Here is an 18,082-nt window from a genome sequence, read left to right as displayed (position 1 = left end):
TTATTAACATATTCTTGGAAACATCGTTCCTGATAATCTAGTTAATAACCGTTTTGAACCAAGAGGTGTTTCTAACAGCAACTGGCCTTTTTCTTTTCCAATAACTGAACCGATTACCACAGCATCCTTGCCTTCAGGGTATTCACGCAATATATCTAACACCTTTTCCTTTTCCTGATTGGCCACGATAATGATTGCTTTACCCTCGTTAGCTAAATACAGTGGGTCAAATCCTAATAGATCACAAACCCCATGTACCTCTTCCCTAACAGGCAGGTCGAGTTCGTTAATTTTCATTGTAACTTGAAAGTCCTCAGCGATTTCAACAAGTGTCGTCGCTAACCCGCCTCGTGTCGGGTCACGCATAATTCGGACACCTGTTGTATGATCCAACACTTCAGCAAGCATTCGATTCAGAGAAGCACAATCACTATTAATCGGAACGGTAATGCCTAACTCACCTCTGGCTGCAAGAACCGCAATCCCATGATCCCCAATGGTGCCTGACACCAAGATAGTGTCCCCTTCTTCAAACGCAAGGCTGCAACCCTTGTTCGGTTCATAGATGCCAATTCCGGTTGTGTTAATATAGACTCCATCGGCACTGCCTCGTTCGACTACTTTTGTGTCACCGGCGACGATGGAAACACCGGTTTTCTTTGCTTCGTTCGCCATATCGTAGACAATCTTTCGTAAATCTGAGATAGGAAAGCCTTCTTCGATGACAAAACCGCAAGTTAAATACAAAGGTTTGGCGCCGCTTACTGCAAGGTCATTGATGGTGCCTGCGACAGCTAATTTACCAATCGATCCACCTGGAAAAAAAATCGGTTTAATTACAAAGGAATCCGTAGTAACAGCAATCCGACCAACAGGAATATCGACAGAGGCCGCATCAAACAAGGCGGAATCTCCGTCTCCAAATGCTTCTATAAACACATCCTTGATTAAGCGGTGGCTTAGTTCCCCGCCATCACCATGTGCCAAGCTGATAAATTTCTCCATTAGAAACTCTCCCTCATGTATTGATAATAGGCTGCACAGCTGCCTTCTGCCGATACCATACAAGGTCCCACAGGATTCATTGGGTGACAGGCTTTTCCAAACAGCGGACATTCATCCGGAGAAATCAAACCACGGATGACCTCACCACAGCGGCACTTCGTTTTTCTTGGCTCCCCGACTTCCACGGTAAACCGTTTTTTCGCATTATACTGATCGAATTCCGGTTTAAGGTCTAGTCCACTCTTTGGAATCACACCAATGCCGCGCCAAGCCTCATCACATTTGGTTAAATATCTATCCATCCATTGGCGAATCACTTGATTCCCGGTTTTACTGACAATCGCAGGATGGTTATTAACAATTGCAGCCTGCCCTGTTAGTGCTAACTCAATTGATTTATATATGCCCATTAGTAATTCCGCTGTTTCAAAGCCTGTAATCACACCGGAAATATGATATTCATTGACTAAATACTGATAAGAATCCTCCCCTAAAACAATCGATACATGTCCGGGAAGTAAGAAGCCGTCCAAATTCACTTCACCGGCATCTAATAAATAACGAAGTACAGGTTCCACTAGTTTGGTCGTCATCCAAATCGAAAAGTTGTGAATTCCGCGTTTTTCCGCTTCCCCAACCATCAGTGTCAAGATTGGAATCGTTGTTTCAAAACCAATCCCAAGAAAGATTACTTCCTTATCGGGATTCTCCTCGGCAACCTTTACCGCATCAACCGGTGCGTACAAGACACGGATATCTTTCCCGGCAATCTTAGAATCCAGTAAGGTTTTGTTCGATCCTGGAACCTTCATCATATCGCCAAACGTACAGATAATCCGGTTTTCTTCTTCAGCAAGAGCAATCATGGCGTCAATCGAACGTTGGTCGGTCACGCAGACAGGGCAGCCCGGTCCCGAAATCAAATGGACATCGTCCTTTAAGCATTGCTTCACGCCGGTGCGTGCTAGCGACATCGTATGTGAGCCGCACACCTCCATGAGTGCCGGCCTCCGGCCAAATTTCCCTTGAAATTCTCTTGCTTTTTCAATCACGGCCGCCACTAGTGGTTTACAAATTTCGGGGTTATTGGACTGTTTCAGAATTTCGAGCATGGACCAGCTTCCTCCATTCTTCCACACTTTGTTTTGCATAGGTTTCATCGACAATACTCATCGCCTGACCGGCATGAACAATCACGTAATCACCAAGCTCGACCTCAGGAACAAAAATGATCCCTACCGTGGTTTGTGAACCCATCACATCAACGACTGCACTGTATTCCATTTTTTTGACTACTTTTGCTGGTACTCCAACACACATTGGTTAGCACTCCTTTTTGCTGCGGCTACAACTAATTGGCCGTATGATAATCCCCCATCATTACAGGGGACTTTTTCAGGTACATAGACATGAAAATTTCTTTGCGATAATTCCGCCCGGATTCTCTTCCGTAAATACCTGTTGTGAAGGCTGCCACCAGATAAAACCACATTACTGTTTACCGCAAGGTTTTTCTTTTCTAATCTCACCATTACGCCAACAATTGCCTGCACAACGGTTTCATGGAAGCGCCCGCTGATTGTTCGGATGTCGATACCGGCAAGAACATCCATGCATATTTCTTTTATCATTTTGGAAAAAACAATTATTAAAACATTGCTATCCTCTAAGTCAAAGGGATATGGTTGATAGATTATCTGTTCATTAGCAAGTTCAGCTAACTGAATGGCCGCTTCCCCGTCATAGCTGGACATTTTTGTCACACCACAGATTGCACTCACCGCATCAAACAGTCGGCCGCATGTCCCGGCGTAAACAGTATTTATATTTCTTTCAATCATCTTTTCTAGAATATTAATCTCTGAGGTTTTATCTGTAAAAACTGCTTTTGCAAGCTCTACCCCTTTACTACCATGAAGTGAAATCAGCATGGCAGCTGCATTTCGCCAAGGCTCACGAATACATTTTTCACTTCCTGGAAGGGGAGTATAGTGTAAATGGGCCAGGCGTTCAAACCCAACAGCATCTCCATAGAGGATTTCAAATCCCCAGATTTTTCCGTCAAGCCCATACCCCGTTCCATCTAAAATGATCCCAAATGCCTGACCAGGAAGTTGATGTTCAGCGATGCATGCAGCCATATGGGCATGGTGATGTTGAACCTCGATGACATCCGTAAACTTATATTCATTGGCTAGTTTGTGAACTTGATAGCCCGGATGGGCATCAATCACTGCTATCTTCTTCGGTGTATCAATCCATCTCAATAGGTGTTCGAATTCATGCTGATAATGGCCAATCGTTTCGATATTCTCCAAATCACCAATATGGGGGCCGACAAAAATTTGCTCATTTCGTCCAATCGTAAACGTTGTTTTTTGCTGACCACCAAAGGCAACTATTCCTGTCACATCACTAGTTGTTGTAAACGGGTCGGGGACATAGCCCCTTGACCTTCTGAAGAAATCAACTTTCCCATCATTTATTTGAACCACCGAATCATCAACTGGATGAAGAATCTCGCGGTTATTAATCAAAAAATAATCAGCAATGCCCTCTAGGTAGAGAATGGCCTCATCGTCTTTGAATACAATTGGCAAGCCGGAAGGATTCGCACTAGTCATCACAAGGCACGATAACTCCGGGTCAGCCAATAGTAAATGATGATGCGGTGTATAAGGAAGCATGACACCAATTGTCCCCATATTAGGTGCCACACTTGGTGCCAACTCATACTTGCAGCTCTTTTTCAGCACGACTATCGGTGCTTCAGGACTCCGCAACAGTTCAGACTCTGCATTATCTACTTCCGCAAGCTGCTCCACCGCTGAAATCGAAGCAGCCATGATTGCAAGCGGCCGCAACGGCCGTTTTTTTCGTCTCCTCAATTCGACTACAGCCCGCTCATTTCGAGCATCGCAGCACAAGTGGTAGCCGCCTAGCCCCTTAATGGCGATAATGGATCCTTCTTTTATAAGCTTGATTGTATCGACTAGCGGATTCTCAGTATCTATCTCTTCTCCATGATTCCCTAACAATCGTAGTTTTGGTCCACATTTCGGGCAGGCGATTGGCTGAGCATGGTGGCGCCTGTTCGTTGGATCCTCATATTCCTTCCGGCAATCCTCACACATCGGAAATTCCTTCATTGATGTGTAGGGCCGGTCGTATGGTAATTCCTCGATAATCGTGTAGCGCGGACCACACTGAGTACAATTGATAAACGGGTATTGATAGCGAAAATCCTTAGGATCATTCATTTCATTTAAACAATCCTCACAAACCCCCGAGTCGATGGGGATAACAAGCATGGATGTCCCGCTCCGCTCACTTGCAATAATCGTAAAGTCTTCTGCGTTCTCCGGTTGGGTTCCATTAACAACTATTTCATTGATTTTTGATAATCTCGGTGCCTTGTTTTTCAAGTCTGCTAGAAATAACTGAATAGCCGCAGACTCTCCTTCAATATGAATTTTGACACCATCCATATTATTCTGCACGGTACCGTTGAGATGATATTTATCAGCTAGTTGAAAGACAAACGGCCGGAAGCCAACGCCTTGCACCCTGCCCTGAACAGCAACCTTTACTGCCGTACGCATTTTGCATAGGCCCCTTCAATCCAAGAGAACCACTCATGCAACCCTTCCTGTGTTCTTGCGGAAAGCGGGATTAGCATGGATTCTGGATTGATTTCCGATAAGTCCTTCCGTGCTTCTTCCACACTAAAATCAAGGTATGGTAGTAAATCGATTTTATTTAATAGGACGAGTTCCGTCCGCATGAACATTTGCGGATATTTAGGGATTTTATCATTTCCTTCTGGAACACTGAGAACAGCCACTTTATGATGCTGACCTAGGTCATAGCCCGATGGACAGACAAGATTGCCGACATTTTCAATAAACAATAAATCGATTTCATCTAGATCCAATTCTCCTAGAGTAGCAGCAATCATTCTGGCATCAAGGTGGCAGCCGCCATGGGTATTTATTTGTACGGCCCTTGCCCCCATTGCCCGAATCCTGTCTGCATCTCTTTCCGTCGCCAAATCGCCCTCGATAACAGCAATACGATATTTTCTTGCTAATGCCCTAACTGTTTCTTCCAGCAAAGTTGTCTTGCCTGCACCAGGAGAACTCATTATATTAACGACCAAAGTATTCGTACTTTCAAAGAGCTCCCGATTGAAATCAGCGGCCTTGTTGTTATTGGTTAATACATCAGTTCTTAATGTTACCTTCATTTTTCAAGACTCCCTTCGTATGACAAAACTTGAAATGTTTCTCCTGTTAACACTTTCCCGGATGGGACGTTACAATTTGGACATAGGGCGATTTTTTGATCTGGTCTGTATTTTTCACCACATAGAATACATTCTGCTTCTGCTGCTTCCAAATGAATGACTAATTCCGCTTGGTTTGTGAACAGATGCGGATTTTGCTCACGAAAAATTGCAAACGCCATGCGAAGCGCATCAGGCATGGCATTCGCGATTTCCCCAACGATTAATTCTACTTTTTCAATTTTGTTCAATCCTTTTTCGGCTGCGTCTTCATGGACTAGCTGGAGGATATCTCCCATTAACGCCATTTCATGCATGCTTTTCACCCTGTTTCCTGTGCTTCTGAAAACCGATTAAACATGTATCATCTTTAATTTTTATCGGGTAAGATTCAAGCTGTAAATCACCTGTATGTGTTTTAAAATTGTATTCTTTTTGACAATTCAAACATTTCCCCGTTGAATATAGTGTTGTAACAATAATAATATTCGAACATACAGGACACACCCCGTCCATTGCCTGCATGTTCGTACCATTTCGTGTTACTATAACTGGTTTTCCACCGATAAATTTCATTTCTAGTTCGGATGCCCCGTCATTGTCTTTCACTAAAGGAAACCAAGTAATGCCAAGGGCACGGTCTGCTGCCACTTCGACCTTCTCCAAATCCTCACTTAAAAAAGGTTCATAGACAGACTTAACCGTTTGAAATAAACTGCCGGCCATTTCCCTTAGAAAATCGCCCCGTCTCATGATGCATCTCTCCAACGTTTTACTTGATTGATGACTGTTTCGGCAAGCTCCCCAAGTTTGTTCTGATTTGTTTCGGTTAACTCTATCCCCATTTGAAGGGAAGTAGGCTGCATCCCGAACATTACAATTTGTTTTGGATATCGTTCTCTTAACTTTGCAGCAAGTAAAACCTCTTGAAATCCAAGCTGATGAATAGACATTTTAATCCCAAAATAGGCAGGTATTTCGTCGCCTACTAAAGTGATGATTGTACCCGGTTCTTTCCCAGCATTGATGGCATCAATGATAATTAAGTTTTCCGCATCCTCTACAGGACCCAATAATTTCATGCCATCAGTCAAACCTTCAATAATTTCGATATTATCATAGTTTTTTAATGCCTCTTCCAACAATGGCAAAAGGTGAATGCCAACACCCTCATCTGAAAAGAGGGTGTTGCCAATTCCTAAAATGGTAATCTTTTGGTCTATTTGTCTATTCATTGTTTTTTTCACCTACAGATTTTCTCGTTGTTGTTTTATAACCTGAAAACATGGAAGAGATAGAACCATTCCGTTCAAGATAATCATCACGAAAAGCCATGTAGACATGAATAAGTGTGAATAGCATAAAACCCCATGCAGCCAAATGATGCCAGGAGCGAAGTGTATAGCTTTCTCCCCCGAACAGGTATGGCACCCAGACAAACAGTTTTGCCCAGAAGGATTCTTGTTGCGGCTCAAAATACATATAGAAGCCTGTCAACATAACAATCCAAGAGCCGAGTCCGATAAAAATCCAATAACTTAACTGTGCTAATGGGTTATGGCCGACATAATGAGGTTTTTTGTTTTTCAAAAATAAATAGAATTTGACGGTTTCAAAGACTTCTTTCCAGAAAAGCCATCTTAATGGGTTTGAGGTCGCAAATTTGTTTCCTTTAAAAACCCAATACAAACGAAAGATGAGATTGATCGTAAAAAGAAATGCGGCAAAAAAGTGAATGTATCTCATCCAGCCCATAAGATTGGAATAATAGGCTTCTTCTGGAATTATTGCAGCCGAAAATGGTTTCCCAATATACACACCTGTCCCCATTAACAGGATGATAGCGAACATGTTCAACCAATGAAAAATCCTTACAGGCAACTCCCAAACATAAATTCTTACTTCATTTTTAACTGGTTTATACTGAATCGGCCTCTCGGTGTGAAAAGAATTCTCGCTGTTAATTCCCGGAAGATTAGGGAATGGACCCGGTGGTTGAGTCGGTAATTTTGGCGCAGCCATATGTCTCCCTCCTAACCTAAACGAATTTCAGTCGTCGTATTCGTTTCCAAATCTGTTAAGTGTACGGCACATGCAAGACATGGGTCAAACGAGTGGATAATCCTCATAATTTCAAGCGGCTGCTCCTTATTTAACATTGGAGTCCCTTTAAGCGCAGCTTCATAAGCACCAATCGTATTTTTGTGGTCCCGTGGTGATGCATTCCATGTTGATGGAACCACAGCTTGATAGTTATGCGTTTTACCATCTTTAATATCAATCCAATGTCCGAGTGCTCCGCGCGGTGCTTCCATCCAACCGACACCTTTGGCACGTTCTGGCCATGTATTTGGTTCCCATTTTGTACGATCAAAAGTGGTTTGGTCGCCGCTCTTCACATTCTTTAATAATTCATCCATGTCATTGCGTAACCATCCTGAAATTAACACCGTTTCAAGTCCGCGGGCGACGGTTCTTCCTAAAGCTGATTGTAAGGCCGAAATAGGTAAATCCAGCTTTTTCAATGTTTCGTCGACGATATTTACGATTTCTTCTTTTCCCGCTGCATAGCCGACAATCATCCTGGCGAGTGGTCCTGTTTCCATCGGATGCTCTTTCCAGCGTGGTGCTTTGAGCCAGCTATACTCCTTATCGGTATCCAATTGTTTAAATGGTGCTTTAGGACCCGTATAGTTAAAAGTAGTTTCACCATCAAATGGATGTTTTCCTTTGCCGCCTGAATCACCATCATAGGTATACCAAGAATGATCAATAAACTCCTGAACATGCTCAGGATCTTTAAGGTCAACGTCTAAAACTTCTTTCAAGTTACCATTTAAGATAATTCCTCTTGGCATCCGATAGAGCTTCGTGTCATAAATATCCCCTGTAGAGAAATCTCCATAGCAGAGGTAATTATTTAAGCCGCCTCCATAGGTCCAATCCTTATAATATGAACCAATCGCAAGTAAATCCGGGATATAGACTTGATTTACAAATTCCTTCGCTTGGTCGATCAGTTGTGATACATGCATTAACCGTTCTGCATGTACGCCGTTATCACTGTCAATATCAAGTGGAGTTGCCATTCCCCCGACCACATAATGCGGATGCGGGTTTTTACCGCCAAAAATGGTATGAATTTTGACAATTTCCTTTTGCCAATCCAGTGCTTCCAGATAATGAGCCACAGCTAACAAGTTCACCTCTGGAGGAAGCTTATATGCTTTATGGCCCCAATAACCATTTGCGAAAATGCCGAGTTGACCACTTTGCACTAATTTCTTTACTTTGTTTTGTACATCAGTGAAGTAACCGGGAGATGATTTTGGCCAGCTTGAAATCGACTGTGCAATTCTTGAAGTTTCGGCAGGATTGGCACTAATCGCACTAACGACATCAACCCAGTCTAATGCATGCAAGTGATAAAAATGGACCACATGGTCGTGAACAAACAAAGCTTCATTCATAATGTCTCGGATCAAATGGGCATTTCTAGGGATTTTTATTTTTAATGCATCTTCAACAGAACGAATCGATGCTAGGGCATGTACGGTTGTACAAACGCCGCAAATCCTTTGCACATACGCCCAAACATCACGCGGGTCACGGTCTTTTACAATCAATTCTAGTCCGCGAACTGCGGTACCTGAGCTAAATGCGTCTTTAATAACGCCTTTTTCATCCACATCTACTTCGACTCGAAGGTGACCTTCGATTCTCGTTATTGGGTCAACAACTATACGTTCACTCATTCCTCATCACCCCGTTTGTCGTCTCTCTTTCTCTTGATTACCGTCCCTGCTGCATGAACGGCAATACCTGCAGTAGTCAAGCCAATAGCCGTTAAGCCAACTGCGTCAGGATTAATGGTCGTTTGCGTGCCGGGTATTTTGGCTCTTCTCGTGTAGAATGGACCATTATCCCAGAAGTCCTTTTCGGAACAGCCGAAGCATGGATTACCGGATTGAATCGGGTAGCTAACCCCTCCATTCCAGCGCATTTCTGCACAAGAGTTGTAAGTTGTCGGGCCTTTACAGCCGACTTTATATAAACAGTAGCCTTGTTTGGCTCCTTCATCATCAAAGGATTCTACGAACAGGCCAGCATCAAAATAAGCACGTCGGTTACATTTGTCATGAATACGATGGCGATAAAAAGCTTTCGGACGTCCAAATTGATCAAGTTCCGGTAATTTGCCAAAGGTAATAATATGAGCTATCACTCCTGTCATTACTTCAGAAATTGGCGGACAGCCCGGCACAAGGATGGTTGGAGTATCTTTTACAAAGCTAGTTACTGGCTTCGCTCCCGTTGGGTTAGGATGTGCTGCGGCAATTCCTCCCCAGGACGAACATGAACCATATGCAATAATTGCTTTTGCGCCTGCAGCCATTTCTAGGAATGTTTCTTTTGCTGATTGACCAGCAACGGTTAGGAAGGAATCATCCTCAGGAATGCTGCCTTCCACTGCAAGAACATATTCCCCTTTATAATCCTTTAATACTTGTTTCATGGAAGCTTCTACCTGATGACCAGAAGCAGCAGATAATACTTCAGAATACTCCAGAGAAATCATTTCTAGTAAAACGCTTTCAGTCTTTGGTTGTGATGATCGAATAAACGATTCTGAGCAGCCCGTGCAATCTTGAAATTGCAGCCAGACAACAGGAACTCTCGTTTTAGTTTCCATGGCTTTAACAACTTGATCTGACTGGGTAAACTCTAGCCCCAATGTCGCAGCTAATGCTGTACACATTTTCAGGAAGTCACGCCGGCTAAATCCGTGATCGATTGCGGCTTCATATACTGTTTTCTTTTTCTTCATCCGCTAACCCCTCCACCTATCATGAAAATAAGTAAATATATTTAATTACAAGGAAATTGTATTATAATGGCAGGTCTTTAGTCATGATTATTCAAGAATGTACACAAACTATCCTTAACTGTATTAATACATTTTTATCAGTAATTAAGTTGTAAATGCCCGAAAAAGGAGCATAAAAAAAGACCCGAAGAGAATTTAATCCCTTAGGGTCTATGCATTATTAATTAAGCCTCTGCTACTTCCTCATCCAATTCATCTTCTTGCTGATTTTTCAAACGCTTACGATAGACAAACTTCGATAAATTAATACTAATCTCATAAAGGAGCAAGAGTGGTACGGTTACGACAAAATCAGACATAAAGTCCGGTGGTGTAATAACGATTGCGATAATTATCAGAACGAAGTACGCATATTTACGAATTTTTGAAAGGACAAACGGATTGATAATCCCAAGTGAAGTTAAAAACATAACAACCACCGGAAGTTCAAATAAGACACCGAATGGCAAGGTCATATTCATGATAAAACTAAAATATCGTTCGGCAGTGAAGTTTGTAACAAACATATCTTTACCCATGTTAACCAAAAAGTCTAGAACCATTGGAAAGATAATAAAATATCCGAAGGCAAGCCCAATGATAAACAAGAAAAATAATGCAGGAACATAAGAAATCGTTATTTTTCTTTCAATCGGTCTCAGTGCGGGTCTGACAAACAACCAAATTTGTAACGCTAGAACAGGAATTGTTCCCGCCACGGCTACAACAGTTGCCAGCATGAAATAAATCCACATAATATCACTTGGTCCAAGCACCATCAGTTTCGTAGTCCCGACAAACCATTTATAGATATCATCTACATATATAAAGCCGGCGATAAAAAAGGCTACAAATGCAAGTGCGGTCACAATAATTCGTTTTCGTAATTCCTCTAAATGATCAACTAAATTTAATTCTTTATCATCCATGTACTTCCCCTGCCAATTTCAAAAGGTTAAAGATGTGCACGTGTATATAGCTTTCAGAGATAAATATAACTATAAATTATTTGTGCCATGTTATTATTATGAATATCTTTTTACATGTTCTTATAGGTTAAATTAGAGAAGAAAAAGGTGTAAGATACAAAATCTCACACCTTATTTAGTCAAGTTTTTCTTTTCTTCGTCAATATCCTTCATAACATCATCAGTGAGTTCACGTGTAGATTTTTTAAATTCCTTTAATGTTTGTCCGAAAGCACGACCAATTTCCGGAAGTTTCTTAGGTCCAAAAATAATCAAAGCTAATGTTAAGATTAAAATTAATCCGGGTACACCGATATTAGAAAACATGGATTTACATCCCCTTCAATTGTTGTATATTTCTACTATGATTATAGTACCGAAAATCCATTTTGAGTTAGTTATATGCGATAATTCATAGTAAATTCACAATATCTATTTAAAATACCCTTAAAGTGATATTTAGCATTTTCTTACCACATTATTCATTACTAATGACAATTTATCAATTACCACTAATGAAGTCAATGATTATTTTAGTTTAAATAATTTATAAAATATTTTAACAACATGCTTTTATTGAATTTAATTAGAACTTTATAATACCCAAATCAATTTGTATTACTATTTTCGATTATAAATTCTGAATTCATAATCGTACGGATTCTTATTATCCTTTACTCCCTTTTCACAAGATATCAATTCCCAATTGCTGACATCAAATTCAGGAAAATACGTATCCCCTGCAAATTCCTCATGAATAAGCGTGATATAAAGCCGGTCCGCATAATCAAATGTCTCATTAAATATTTCCGCCCCACCAATAACGAAGATTTCGTCGCTTTGCTTTTCGCTGTACTGAACAAAATCCTCAACGGAGTATACTACCGTACAATCCTCCCTTCGGTATTCTTTTTGCCGAGTGATGACAATATTTTCTCTGCCGGGAAGGACACGCCCGATCGATTCATGAGTTTTTCTTCCCATCGCGATAGGGTGGCCCATCGTAACCCTCTTGAAAAATTTTAAATCTTCTGGCAACCGCCAAGGCAATTGATTATTTTTCCCGATGACTCTATTTTTGTCCATCGCAACAATAAAGGATATCATACACTAACCACTCCTTTAATATGCGGATGAGGGTCATACCCTTCCAGAGCAAAGTCTTCATATTCAAAAGAGTAGATATCTTTGACAAGCGGGTTAATTTTTACGATTGGTAAGGACCGTATTTCGCGACTCATTTGCAGTTTCACTTGTTCGAGATGGTTCTGATAAATATGAACATCACCAAAAGTGTGGATAAATTCGCCTGGCTCAAGGTCACATACTTGTGCAATCATCATGGTTAGAAGCGCATAAGAAGCGATGTTAAACGGGACGCCAAGAAACACATCGGCTGAGCGTTGGTAAAGCTGGCATGACAGCTTTCCGTCTGCCACATTGAATTGGAACATACAGTGACAGGGCGGCAACGCCATGTGATCAATCTCTGCGACATTCCAAGCATTAACAAGCAATCTTCTTGAGTTTGGATTCGTTTTTATCTGGCTAATTAACTCCGTGATTTGGTCAACAGTTTTACCGTCTGCACCTGTCCAGGAGCGCCATTGATGACCATAAACAGGTCCTAATTCCCCATTTTCATCTGCCCATTCATTCCAAATACGGACCCCGTTCTCCTGTAAATACCGAACATTCGTATCTCCATTTAAAAACCAGAGCAATTCATAAATAATTGATTTTAAGTGCAACTTTTTGGTTGTTACCAGCGGAAATCCTTCCGCCAAATCAAATCTCATTTGATAACCGAAGGTGCTGATTGTTCCAGTCCCCGTCCTGTCACCCTTCACAGTTCCATTTTCTAGTACATGCTTACATAGCTCCAGATATTGTTTCAACTTGGACACTCTCCTAACTGCATTTCATATTTCTCTATTTTAACAATCAAGGACGAATTAGTGAAGCTGTTTAATCAAATCGAATGTCTCCGGAGCTTTCTTACGTAATATTTCTTTTGTACCATTATTCAAATAGTACATCGCGAAACTCTCGGCAAAATATTCTTCCGGGAATAAGAAATAACTGTTTCCCGGAAACAATTGTTCATGTTCCTTTTTCCACGCACGTAAAAAATCCTTTGAACCACTGATTTCGTCATACACATAGCGATCAATCGAATGCGCCATTTCATGCAATTCTAAATTGACGGAACCATGCCCTACCCCTTTTTCACTGGCACCAATCTTAACAAGGACGACCTTCGACCCTCCCATCCCTGGAATATCATCCCATGTTACATTAGAGGTATACCCCCTTGGGACCTGCCCTGCATATTTCCGAGCAGTGGGATTATCAGTGAGTTTTCCTGTAAAAAGTTTCAGGTTTATTCCTTGATTGTTTATTTTTTCCAAAAGGGAATACGGTAAGGAATTAATTCTCGAAATCATCACGGCCGCTTCATGTTCATCAAAAAACTGCCGTGGCAAGACAATGATTTGCTCTAAAAGTGGGAACGAATGCTCAACTTGAAGAGATTGATAGAGTATTGAGTTTTTCGAATAATCTCCTAGCAAAATTTCCGCATTGGAAGCTTGTGAGGTCGTTATGGATGATAGAAATAAACCAGCGAATATTATCACTATAAACGATTTACGCATCACATCATCCCCCTATTCATTCAATAGCTTAATTGAATTATAGCATAGGAATTTGGCAGCTTAATTTGAATTCCTAAGCCAAAGGTGGGGAATAAAGGAAAAAAGCTACCAAATATGGCAGCTTCACAATTTTAATTATTTAAACTTCTAAACCATAGTTTCGGCAAAGCGCGGCTAATCCACCAGCAAACCCACTGCCAATCGCGTTGAATTTCCAATCACCGTTATGGCGGTATAGTTCACAAATGACCACGGCAGTCTCGACAGAAAAATCTTCACCCAGGTCAAATCGTAAAACCTCATTATTCGTGTCCTCGTCAACTAAACGAACAAAGGCATTGGAAACCTGACCAAAATTCTGGAACCTTGCTTCCGCATCATGAATGGTCACAGTTATCGCAATCCGATGCACGTGAGAAGGCACTTTACTAAAGTCAATCTTGATTTGCTCGTCGTCGCCGTCACCTTCGCCGGTACGGTTATCACCTGTATGTTCGACGGAGCCTGAAGGGTGGACTAAATTATTATAAAAGATAAAGTCAGAATCCTGTGTTACTCTGCCATTTGCATCTGCTAAAAACGCTGATGCATCCAGGTCAAAGTCATTTCCTCCATGATAACGATTCGTATCCCAGCCGAGGCCAATTATAGCCTTGGTTAACCCAGGGTTCGTTTTTGTTAAATCGATTCTTTGTCCCTTTGCTAAGTTAATACCCAAACGTATCACCTCTATCTAAACTTTATTTCTTACTTAACTAAAGCTCCGAACAACTTCACTTAAGCTGGCTGCATTTGTACCGCTGCCAATTGCCGCAAACTTCCACTCATTACCATGGCGATAAATTTCTCCTGTCACAAGACAGGTTAACCCGCTGTAATTATCCGTTAAATTGTAGTGAAGCAGCTCTTGATTGTTTCCTGGATTCACGACTCTGATAAAGGCATTCTTGATCATGCCAAAGTGCTGCTTTCTCTTCACGCAGTCATAGATATTAACTACGAAAACAAGTTTTTGAATATGGGAAGGTACTCTGCTTAAATCGATGATTACCTGCTCGTCATCGCCGTCTCCATCGCCTGTTAAATTATCACCTGAATGTTGAACACTGCCATCCAAGCTTTTTAGGTTTCCAAAGTAAACGACGTCCTTATTGTTTTGAAGCTTATCATTTGCACCAAGCATGATAACAGATGCATCACAGTCGATATTGGCAGCACCGCCGCCGCTGAATAAACCACCAAATAAGCCGCCGCCACCTCCGCTTTGGACTGGGTCCCAGCCTAAACCTACCATGATTTTAGATAATCCCGGATTACTCTTCGTTAAATCAACACGTTGACCTTTTTGTAAATTAATAGCCAATTCAATCACCCCTATAAGAATTTAGTAAATCAAAATATTATTAAGATTGTTTCAACTTTTTAAAGTTATCCTGCAGTTGCTCTAAACGTTTGGTACCTTCAATCCGCATCCGTTTATTTTCTTCTTCAATAGCCCTTGTTTCCTGCATGCCCTTGATAATAATGTTCCAAGATTCTTCAATGGTCTCGATTTTAATACTTGGACCACCCGCGAGCCTAGCAATGTCCGTGCTTTGCTGCGAAATGTTTTGCGCATTTTTAAGAAGCATTTCATTGGTCCTGCGGTCAAGCTCACTCATTGAATCAGCAACCAGCTTCTGTCTTTTCGCCGCCATCGCTTGGATCAAACCATTTTTAAAAATCGGGATGGTGGTCACAAATGCTGAATTGATTTTTCCTATCAGTTTTGTATTCCCTCTTTGCAATAGCCGAATTTGAGGCGCTGTTTGCAGTGAGACCATTTTGGCCATTTCTAAATCATAAATACGCTGTTCCAATAACTCCAGGACGTTTTTCAGCGAATCTAATTGCATGGAGGCAAGTTGGTCACCAGATGCGGAACGGGCTTCAAGCTGTGGAAGTTGATTGTTTTTTAGTTCCTCTACTTTTATTTCACCGGCAACAATATATTTTTCAAGCGTTAAATAGTATTGGTAGTTTTGCTCATACATTTGCTCGAGCATATTTGTTGAATCAACCATTTCATGCTGATATTTCGATATTTCTATGTATACTTTATCAATTTCGGAGCCCATCGTTTGATACTTTCCAAACAGCTTTTCGACTACCTTTTCACCCTTTTTAAAAAGCTTTCCAAAAAATCCACCTGAGGTCTTTTGGAAGTCCTTAGCATCAAATTTATCCATGATACGACCCAATTGTTTTAGAAGTTCACCTGAATCCTCAACTTTTGTTGTCCGCATGTTATTTAATATTTGGTCAGAAAAACGAGAAATTTGAACGGCTGGTTCCTTTCCAAACTCTAAAACTTGAATTTGATCACGTTCATCAATGGTTCGTGCCAAATTCTGAATTTCTGGTTCTTTGCGAAGTGCAAGTTTAATATCAGAGACTTTTGTATCTGTCAGGATGTCATCCGCACCTGCTGGCGTTAATCCGCTTGATGAACTTGGCGTAAGATTCACTAGTTAATCTCCCCTTAAATTTTTTAAGATTCCTTGAAAAAGCCCTTTTTTAAAAATAGACGGCTCTTTAAATTCTAAATTAAAAACAACGTCTTCAAGCCAATGTGTATCAAATAAGCGTTCGTCTAAGTAACTTTCAATATCATTATGGCCGGGTGGATTATACAAGATGATATCAATACCAAATTGATTTAATAGTAGGATTAACGCTGCATCCGACCGTGACAGTATACCCGATAATTCATTATTAAAAATGATTAACTTCGGTACATATTGTGAGTAGTCAAATCGCTCTAGCAATTGAATGATGGGCTTTGGCATAAATAATCCCTGTGTAAATAAATACATTTTAACATCTTCTATACTTTCCCTCGGTTGGAGCTTTAAACCTGGTTTTTCGCACATTCTCCGAATTGCATTCGCGATTCCTTTTTGTAAGCCTGAAGATAAAAAGGAATAGGGCCAGTAATGTGCTTGCATCATGATCGCTGGATTAATAAAGCCATCCTTCCCCAGAGCATTTCGATAATGAAAGCGAAAATCACTTGTGCTTGTCATTGTAATCGGCAAGCGGCGAATCAATAGACTGTTTTCTGATTCACTGAGCGATTGCAAGCGGTCCCAGTACTCTTTTCGATTCTTACTAACACCCTGCACCTTCGCAAAAATCGATGGGATTTTGACTCCTCCGTTCCCTACTTCAAAATCTGGCCTAACCATGGCTATTTCTTTCCCAAGAATAAATAGTTCATCATAGGTTGTTTTTAAAGTAATGGAGGAAGGCGTATAATCCCTTAATTGCCAAGGCTTATAAAGACCTGAACCTTCTTGGTTTAAAATCGTTTCAATTTCCTTGGAGGCCCGATAGGCAACGGTAGCCTTTCGACTGCGCTTTTCTTTTGGAAATGGTTCTGCTGGCAGCTTATTTTGAAATTGATGAGAGAAGATTGGCTCATGAACCATACCCTCTAAAATATCCTTACCTTCTGGATGGAAAATAACAATATCACAGGCGAGTTTGCTTAAATAAAATAAGAAATATTGGTGACTTTTCTTAAAGTCGCCGTACCACAAAAATTTAGGCATTTCCTTTTGTGGATCAGCCTTTTCCAAAACGGGTTGTAAATGATTGATTGACCATTTAACAATATCAACAAGAACCCTTCTAAGTTCATGGTTATTTAGCCCGTCTTTTTCAAGTTTTGCGTACAACTCTAGGGTTGCGATCATCGCCTCTCTTAGCTTTCGATGGATAACTGGCACCTTTGATTTCAACAAAAGCTGTTCCCCATCTAAAAAAGCTGTAAAGCGGTTGATGGACAACTTTTGTTCCCGATTAATATTGATGACTTTTTGAATGGATTGAAAGTGAGTATTATTAATGGTTTTATCAAGTGATTCCTCACTTAACAACTGAAGGTTCCATTCAGAGTTATTAACATAATCAAACAGCTGGTTATAATAGTTATCCGTATCGATTGGGATCCCGAGGAACTTCCCAAGTACTTGCCCAATATGGATTGCTCCATTTTCTAATGAATAATTGGGCCGTTCTGGCAGCGTTTTTTTCAGCAACGTGGACCAGGTTTCATACGTAAGGGATACAGGATGGGCGATTAACTGATTTAATGGTAGATGCATTCATAATCCCTTCCTTAAAAAAGAAAGCTTAATTCTTTAGCAAATTATGTAAGGTTTCCATATCATCATATCACAGTTAATTAATTGGTTCATTTGTTTATACGAATGTCATTAAAAAATGTTTCGCCATTTTCACCATTTCCTCATTTTTC

Annotated in this window: 20 protein-coding genes; all 20 read right to left on the bottom strand. The window is 40.9% G+C overall.

What is annotated here, in order from left to right:
- Nucleotides 1–3 precede the first annotated feature (3 nt).
- Nucleotides 4–1,005, bottom strand: coding sequence for a hydrogenase expression/formation protein HypE (gene hypE / locus RCG22_RS24320; protein WP_308105024.1), 1,002 nt, complete (start codon nt 1,003–1,005; stop codon nt 4–6).
- Nucleotides 1,005–2,117: a hydrogenase formation protein HypD gene (hypD, locus tag RCG22_RS24315; RefSeq protein WP_308105023.1), complete on the bottom strand. Its 1,113-nt coding sequence runs from the start codon at nt 2,115–2,117 to the stop codon at nt 1,005–1,007. Before hypD ends, hypE begins: the two co-directional genes overlap by 1 nt.
- Nucleotides 2,089–2,325, bottom strand: coding sequence for a HypC/HybG/HupF family hydrogenase formation chaperone (locus RCG22_RS24310; RefSeq protein WP_098263445.1), 237 nt, complete (start codon nt 2,323–2,325; stop codon nt 2,089–2,091). Before RCG22_RS24310 ends, hypD begins: the two co-directional genes overlap by 29 nt.
- The gene (gene hypF / locus RCG22_RS24305; protein WP_308105022.1) at nt 2,298–4,607 is read right to left on the bottom strand and encodes a carbamoyltransferase HypF; all 2,310 of its coding nucleotides are present in this window, start codon (nt 4,605–4,607) and stop codon (nt 2,298–2,300) included. Before hypF ends, RCG22_RS24310 begins: the two co-directional genes overlap by 28 nt.
- Nucleotides 4,592–5,251, bottom strand: coding sequence for a hydrogenase nickel incorporation protein HypB (gene hypB, locus RCG22_RS24300; protein WP_166251625.1), 660 nt, complete (start codon nt 5,249–5,251; stop codon nt 4,592–4,594). Before hypB ends, hypF begins: the two co-directional genes overlap by 16 nt.
- Nucleotides 5,248–5,607 (bottom strand): hydrogenase maturation nickel metallochaperone HypA/HybF, encoded by a 360-nt coding sequence (locus RCG22_RS24295; RefSeq protein WP_308105021.1) that lies wholly within the window; start codon nt 5,605–5,607, stop codon nt 5,248–5,250. The genes hypB and RCG22_RS24295 overlap by 4 nt, the downstream gene beginning before the upstream one ends.
- Complete coding sequence (locus RCG22_RS24290; protein WP_098263441.1) at nt 5,600–6,043, bottom strand: hypothetical protein; 444 nt, start codon at nt 6,041–6,043, stop codon at nt 5,600–5,602. Before RCG22_RS24290 ends, RCG22_RS24295 begins: the two co-directional genes overlap by 8 nt.
- Nucleotides 6,040–6,525, bottom strand: a complete 486-nt coding sequence (locus RCG22_RS24285) for a HyaD/HybD family hydrogenase maturation endopeptidase (protein ID WP_098263440.1) — start codon at nt 6,523–6,525, stop codon at nt 6,040–6,042. Before RCG22_RS24285 ends, RCG22_RS24290 begins: the two co-directional genes overlap by 4 nt.
- Complete coding sequence (cybH, locus tag RCG22_RS24280) at nt 6,518–7,312, bottom strand: Ni/Fe-hydrogenase, b-type cytochrome subunit (protein ID WP_308105020.1); 795 nt, start codon at nt 7,310–7,312, stop codon at nt 6,518–6,520. Before cybH ends, RCG22_RS24285 begins: the two co-directional genes overlap by 8 nt.
- Nucleotides 7,313–7,323: 11 nt before the next feature.
- Entirely contained in the window at nt 7,324–9,045 is a 1,722-nt protein-coding gene (locus tag RCG22_RS24275) for a nickel-dependent hydrogenase large subunit (protein ID WP_308105019.1), read from the bottom strand.
- Nucleotides 9,042–10,118, bottom strand: a complete 1,077-nt coding sequence (locus tag RCG22_RS24270) for a hydrogenase small subunit (RefSeq protein WP_308105018.1) — start codon at nt 10,116–10,118, stop codon at nt 9,042–9,044. Before RCG22_RS24270 ends, RCG22_RS24275 begins: the two co-directional genes overlap by 4 nt.
- A 224-nt stretch (nt 10,119–10,342) precedes the next feature.
- Nucleotides 10,343–11,086: a twin-arginine translocase subunit TatC gene (gene tatC / locus RCG22_RS24265; RefSeq protein ID WP_098263436.1), complete on the bottom strand. Its 744-nt coding sequence runs from the start codon at nt 11,084–11,086 to the stop codon at nt 10,343–10,345.
- 171 nt (nt 11,087–11,257) lie between these two features.
- On the bottom strand, nt 11,258–11,452 hold the full coding sequence (locus tag RCG22_RS24260; protein ID WP_066256906.1) for a twin-arginine translocase TatA/TatE family subunit: 195 nt from the start codon (nt 11,450–11,452) through the stop codon (nt 11,258–11,260).
- A 294-nt stretch (nt 11,453–11,746) separates the two neighbouring features.
- On the bottom strand, nt 11,747–12,232 hold the full coding sequence (locus RCG22_RS24255; RefSeq protein ID WP_308105017.1) for a dihydrofolate reductase: 486 nt from the start codon (nt 12,230–12,232) through the stop codon (nt 11,747–11,749).
- The gene (locus RCG22_RS24250; RefSeq protein WP_308105016.1) at nt 12,229–13,023 is read right to left on the bottom strand and encodes a thymidylate synthase; all 795 of its coding nucleotides are present in this window, start codon (nt 13,021–13,023) and stop codon (nt 12,229–12,231) included. Before RCG22_RS24250 ends, RCG22_RS24255 begins: the two co-directional genes overlap by 4 nt.
- 57 nt (nt 13,024–13,080) lie before the next feature.
- Nucleotides 13,081–13,782, bottom strand: a complete 702-nt coding sequence (locus tag RCG22_RS24245; RefSeq protein ID WP_308105015.1) for an anthrax toxin lethal factor-related metalloendopeptidase — start codon at nt 13,780–13,782, stop codon at nt 13,081–13,083.
- A gap of 139 nt (nt 13,783–13,921) precedes the next feature.
- Nucleotides 13,922–14,500 carry a TerD family protein gene (locus tag RCG22_RS24240; protein ID WP_098263432.1) on the bottom strand — a complete coding sequence of 193 codons (579 nt, stop codon included), beginning with the start codon at nt 14,498–14,500 and terminating at the stop codon, nt 13,922–13,924.
- A 33-nt stretch (nt 14,501–14,533) separates the two neighbouring features.
- Nucleotides 14,534–15,145 carry a TerD family protein gene (locus RCG22_RS24235; RefSeq protein WP_098263431.1) on the bottom strand — a complete coding sequence of 204 codons (612 nt, stop codon included), beginning with the start codon at nt 15,143–15,145 and terminating at the stop codon, nt 14,534–14,536.
- A gap of 40 nt (nt 15,146–15,185) precedes the next feature.
- Nucleotides 15,186–16,289 (bottom strand): toxic anion resistance protein, encoded by a 1,104-nt coding sequence (locus tag RCG22_RS24230; protein WP_308105014.1) that lies wholly within the window; start codon nt 16,287–16,289, stop codon nt 15,186–15,188.
- A 3-nt stretch (nt 16,290–16,292) separates the two neighbouring features.
- Nucleotides 16,293–17,930 carry a YceG family protein gene (locus RCG22_RS24225; protein ID WP_308105013.1) on the bottom strand — a complete coding sequence of 546 codons (1,638 nt, stop codon included), beginning with the start codon at nt 17,928–17,930 and terminating at the stop codon, nt 16,293–16,295.
- Between the last annotated feature and the right edge of the window lie 152 nt (nt 17,931–18,082).

It is taken from the genome of Neobacillus nitrireducens (assembly GCF_030915405.1).
Classification (GTDB): domain Bacteria; phylum Bacillota; class Bacilli; order Bacillales; family Cytobacillaceae; genus Neobacillus.
The sequence above is the reverse complement of the archived record's forward strand: the minus strand, read 5'-3'. Positions and strand labels throughout refer to the sequence as shown.

Bases quoted from the DNA above. Each gene is read 5' to 3' on its own strand.
- RCG22_RS24260 (WP_066256906.1), bottom strand. From the start codon at position 11,452: ATGTTTTCTAATATCGGTGTACCCGGATTAATTTTAATCTTAACATTA.
- hypF (WP_308105022.1), bottom strand. From the start codon at position 4,607: ATGCGTACGGCAGTAAAGGTTGCTGTTCAGGGCAGGGTGCAAGGCGTT.
- hypB (WP_166251625.1), bottom strand. From the start codon at position 5,251: ATGAAGGTAACATTAAGAACTGATGTATTAACCAATAACAACAAGGCC.
- RCG22_RS24285 (WP_098263440.1), bottom strand. From the start codon at position 6,525: ATGAATAGACAAATAGACCAAAAGATTACCATTTTAGGAATTGGCAAC.
- hypE (WP_308105024.1), bottom strand. From the start codon at position 1,005: ATGGAGAAATTTATCAGCTTGGCACATGGTGATGGCGGGGAACTAAGC.
- cybH (WP_308105020.1), bottom strand. From the start codon at position 7,312: ATGGCTGCGCCAAAATTACCGACTCAACCACCGGGTCCATTCCCTAAT.
- RCG22_RS24225 (WP_308105013.1), bottom strand. From the start codon at position 17,930: ATGCATCTACCATTAAATCAGTTAATCGCCCATCCTGTATCCCTTACG.
- RCG22_RS24290 (WP_098263441.1), bottom strand. From the start codon at position 6,043: ATGAGACGGGGCGATTTTCTAAGGGAAATGGCCGGCAGTTTATTTCAA.
- tatC (WP_098263436.1), bottom strand. From the start codon at position 11,086: ATGGATGATAAAGAATTAAATTTAGTTGATCATTTAGAGGAATTACGA.
- RCG22_RS24310 (WP_098263445.1), bottom strand. From the start codon at position 2,325: ATGTGTGTTGGAGTACCAGCAAAAGTAGTCAAAAAAATGGAATACAGT.
- RCG22_RS24275 (WP_308105019.1), bottom strand. From the start codon at position 9,045: ATGAGTGAACGTATAGTTGTTGACCCAATAACGAGAATCGAAGGTCAC.
- RCG22_RS24270 (WP_308105018.1), bottom strand. From the start codon at position 10,118: ATGAAGAAAAAGAAAACAGTATATGAAGCCGCAATCGATCACGGATTT.
- RCG22_RS24295 (WP_308105021.1), bottom strand. From the start codon at position 5,607: ATGCATGAAATGGCGTTAATGGGAGATATCCTCCAGCTAGTCCATGAA.
- hypD (WP_308105023.1), bottom strand. From the start codon at position 2,117: ATGCTCGAAATTCTGAAACAGTCCAATAACCCCGAAATTTGTAAACCA.
- RCG22_RS24245 (WP_308105015.1), bottom strand. From the start codon at position 13,782: ATGCGTAAATCGTTTATAGTGATAATATTCGCTGGTTTATTTCTATCA.
- RCG22_RS24255 (WP_308105017.1), bottom strand. From the start codon at position 12,232: ATGATATCCTTTATTGTTGCGATGGACAAAAATAGAGTCATCGGGAAA.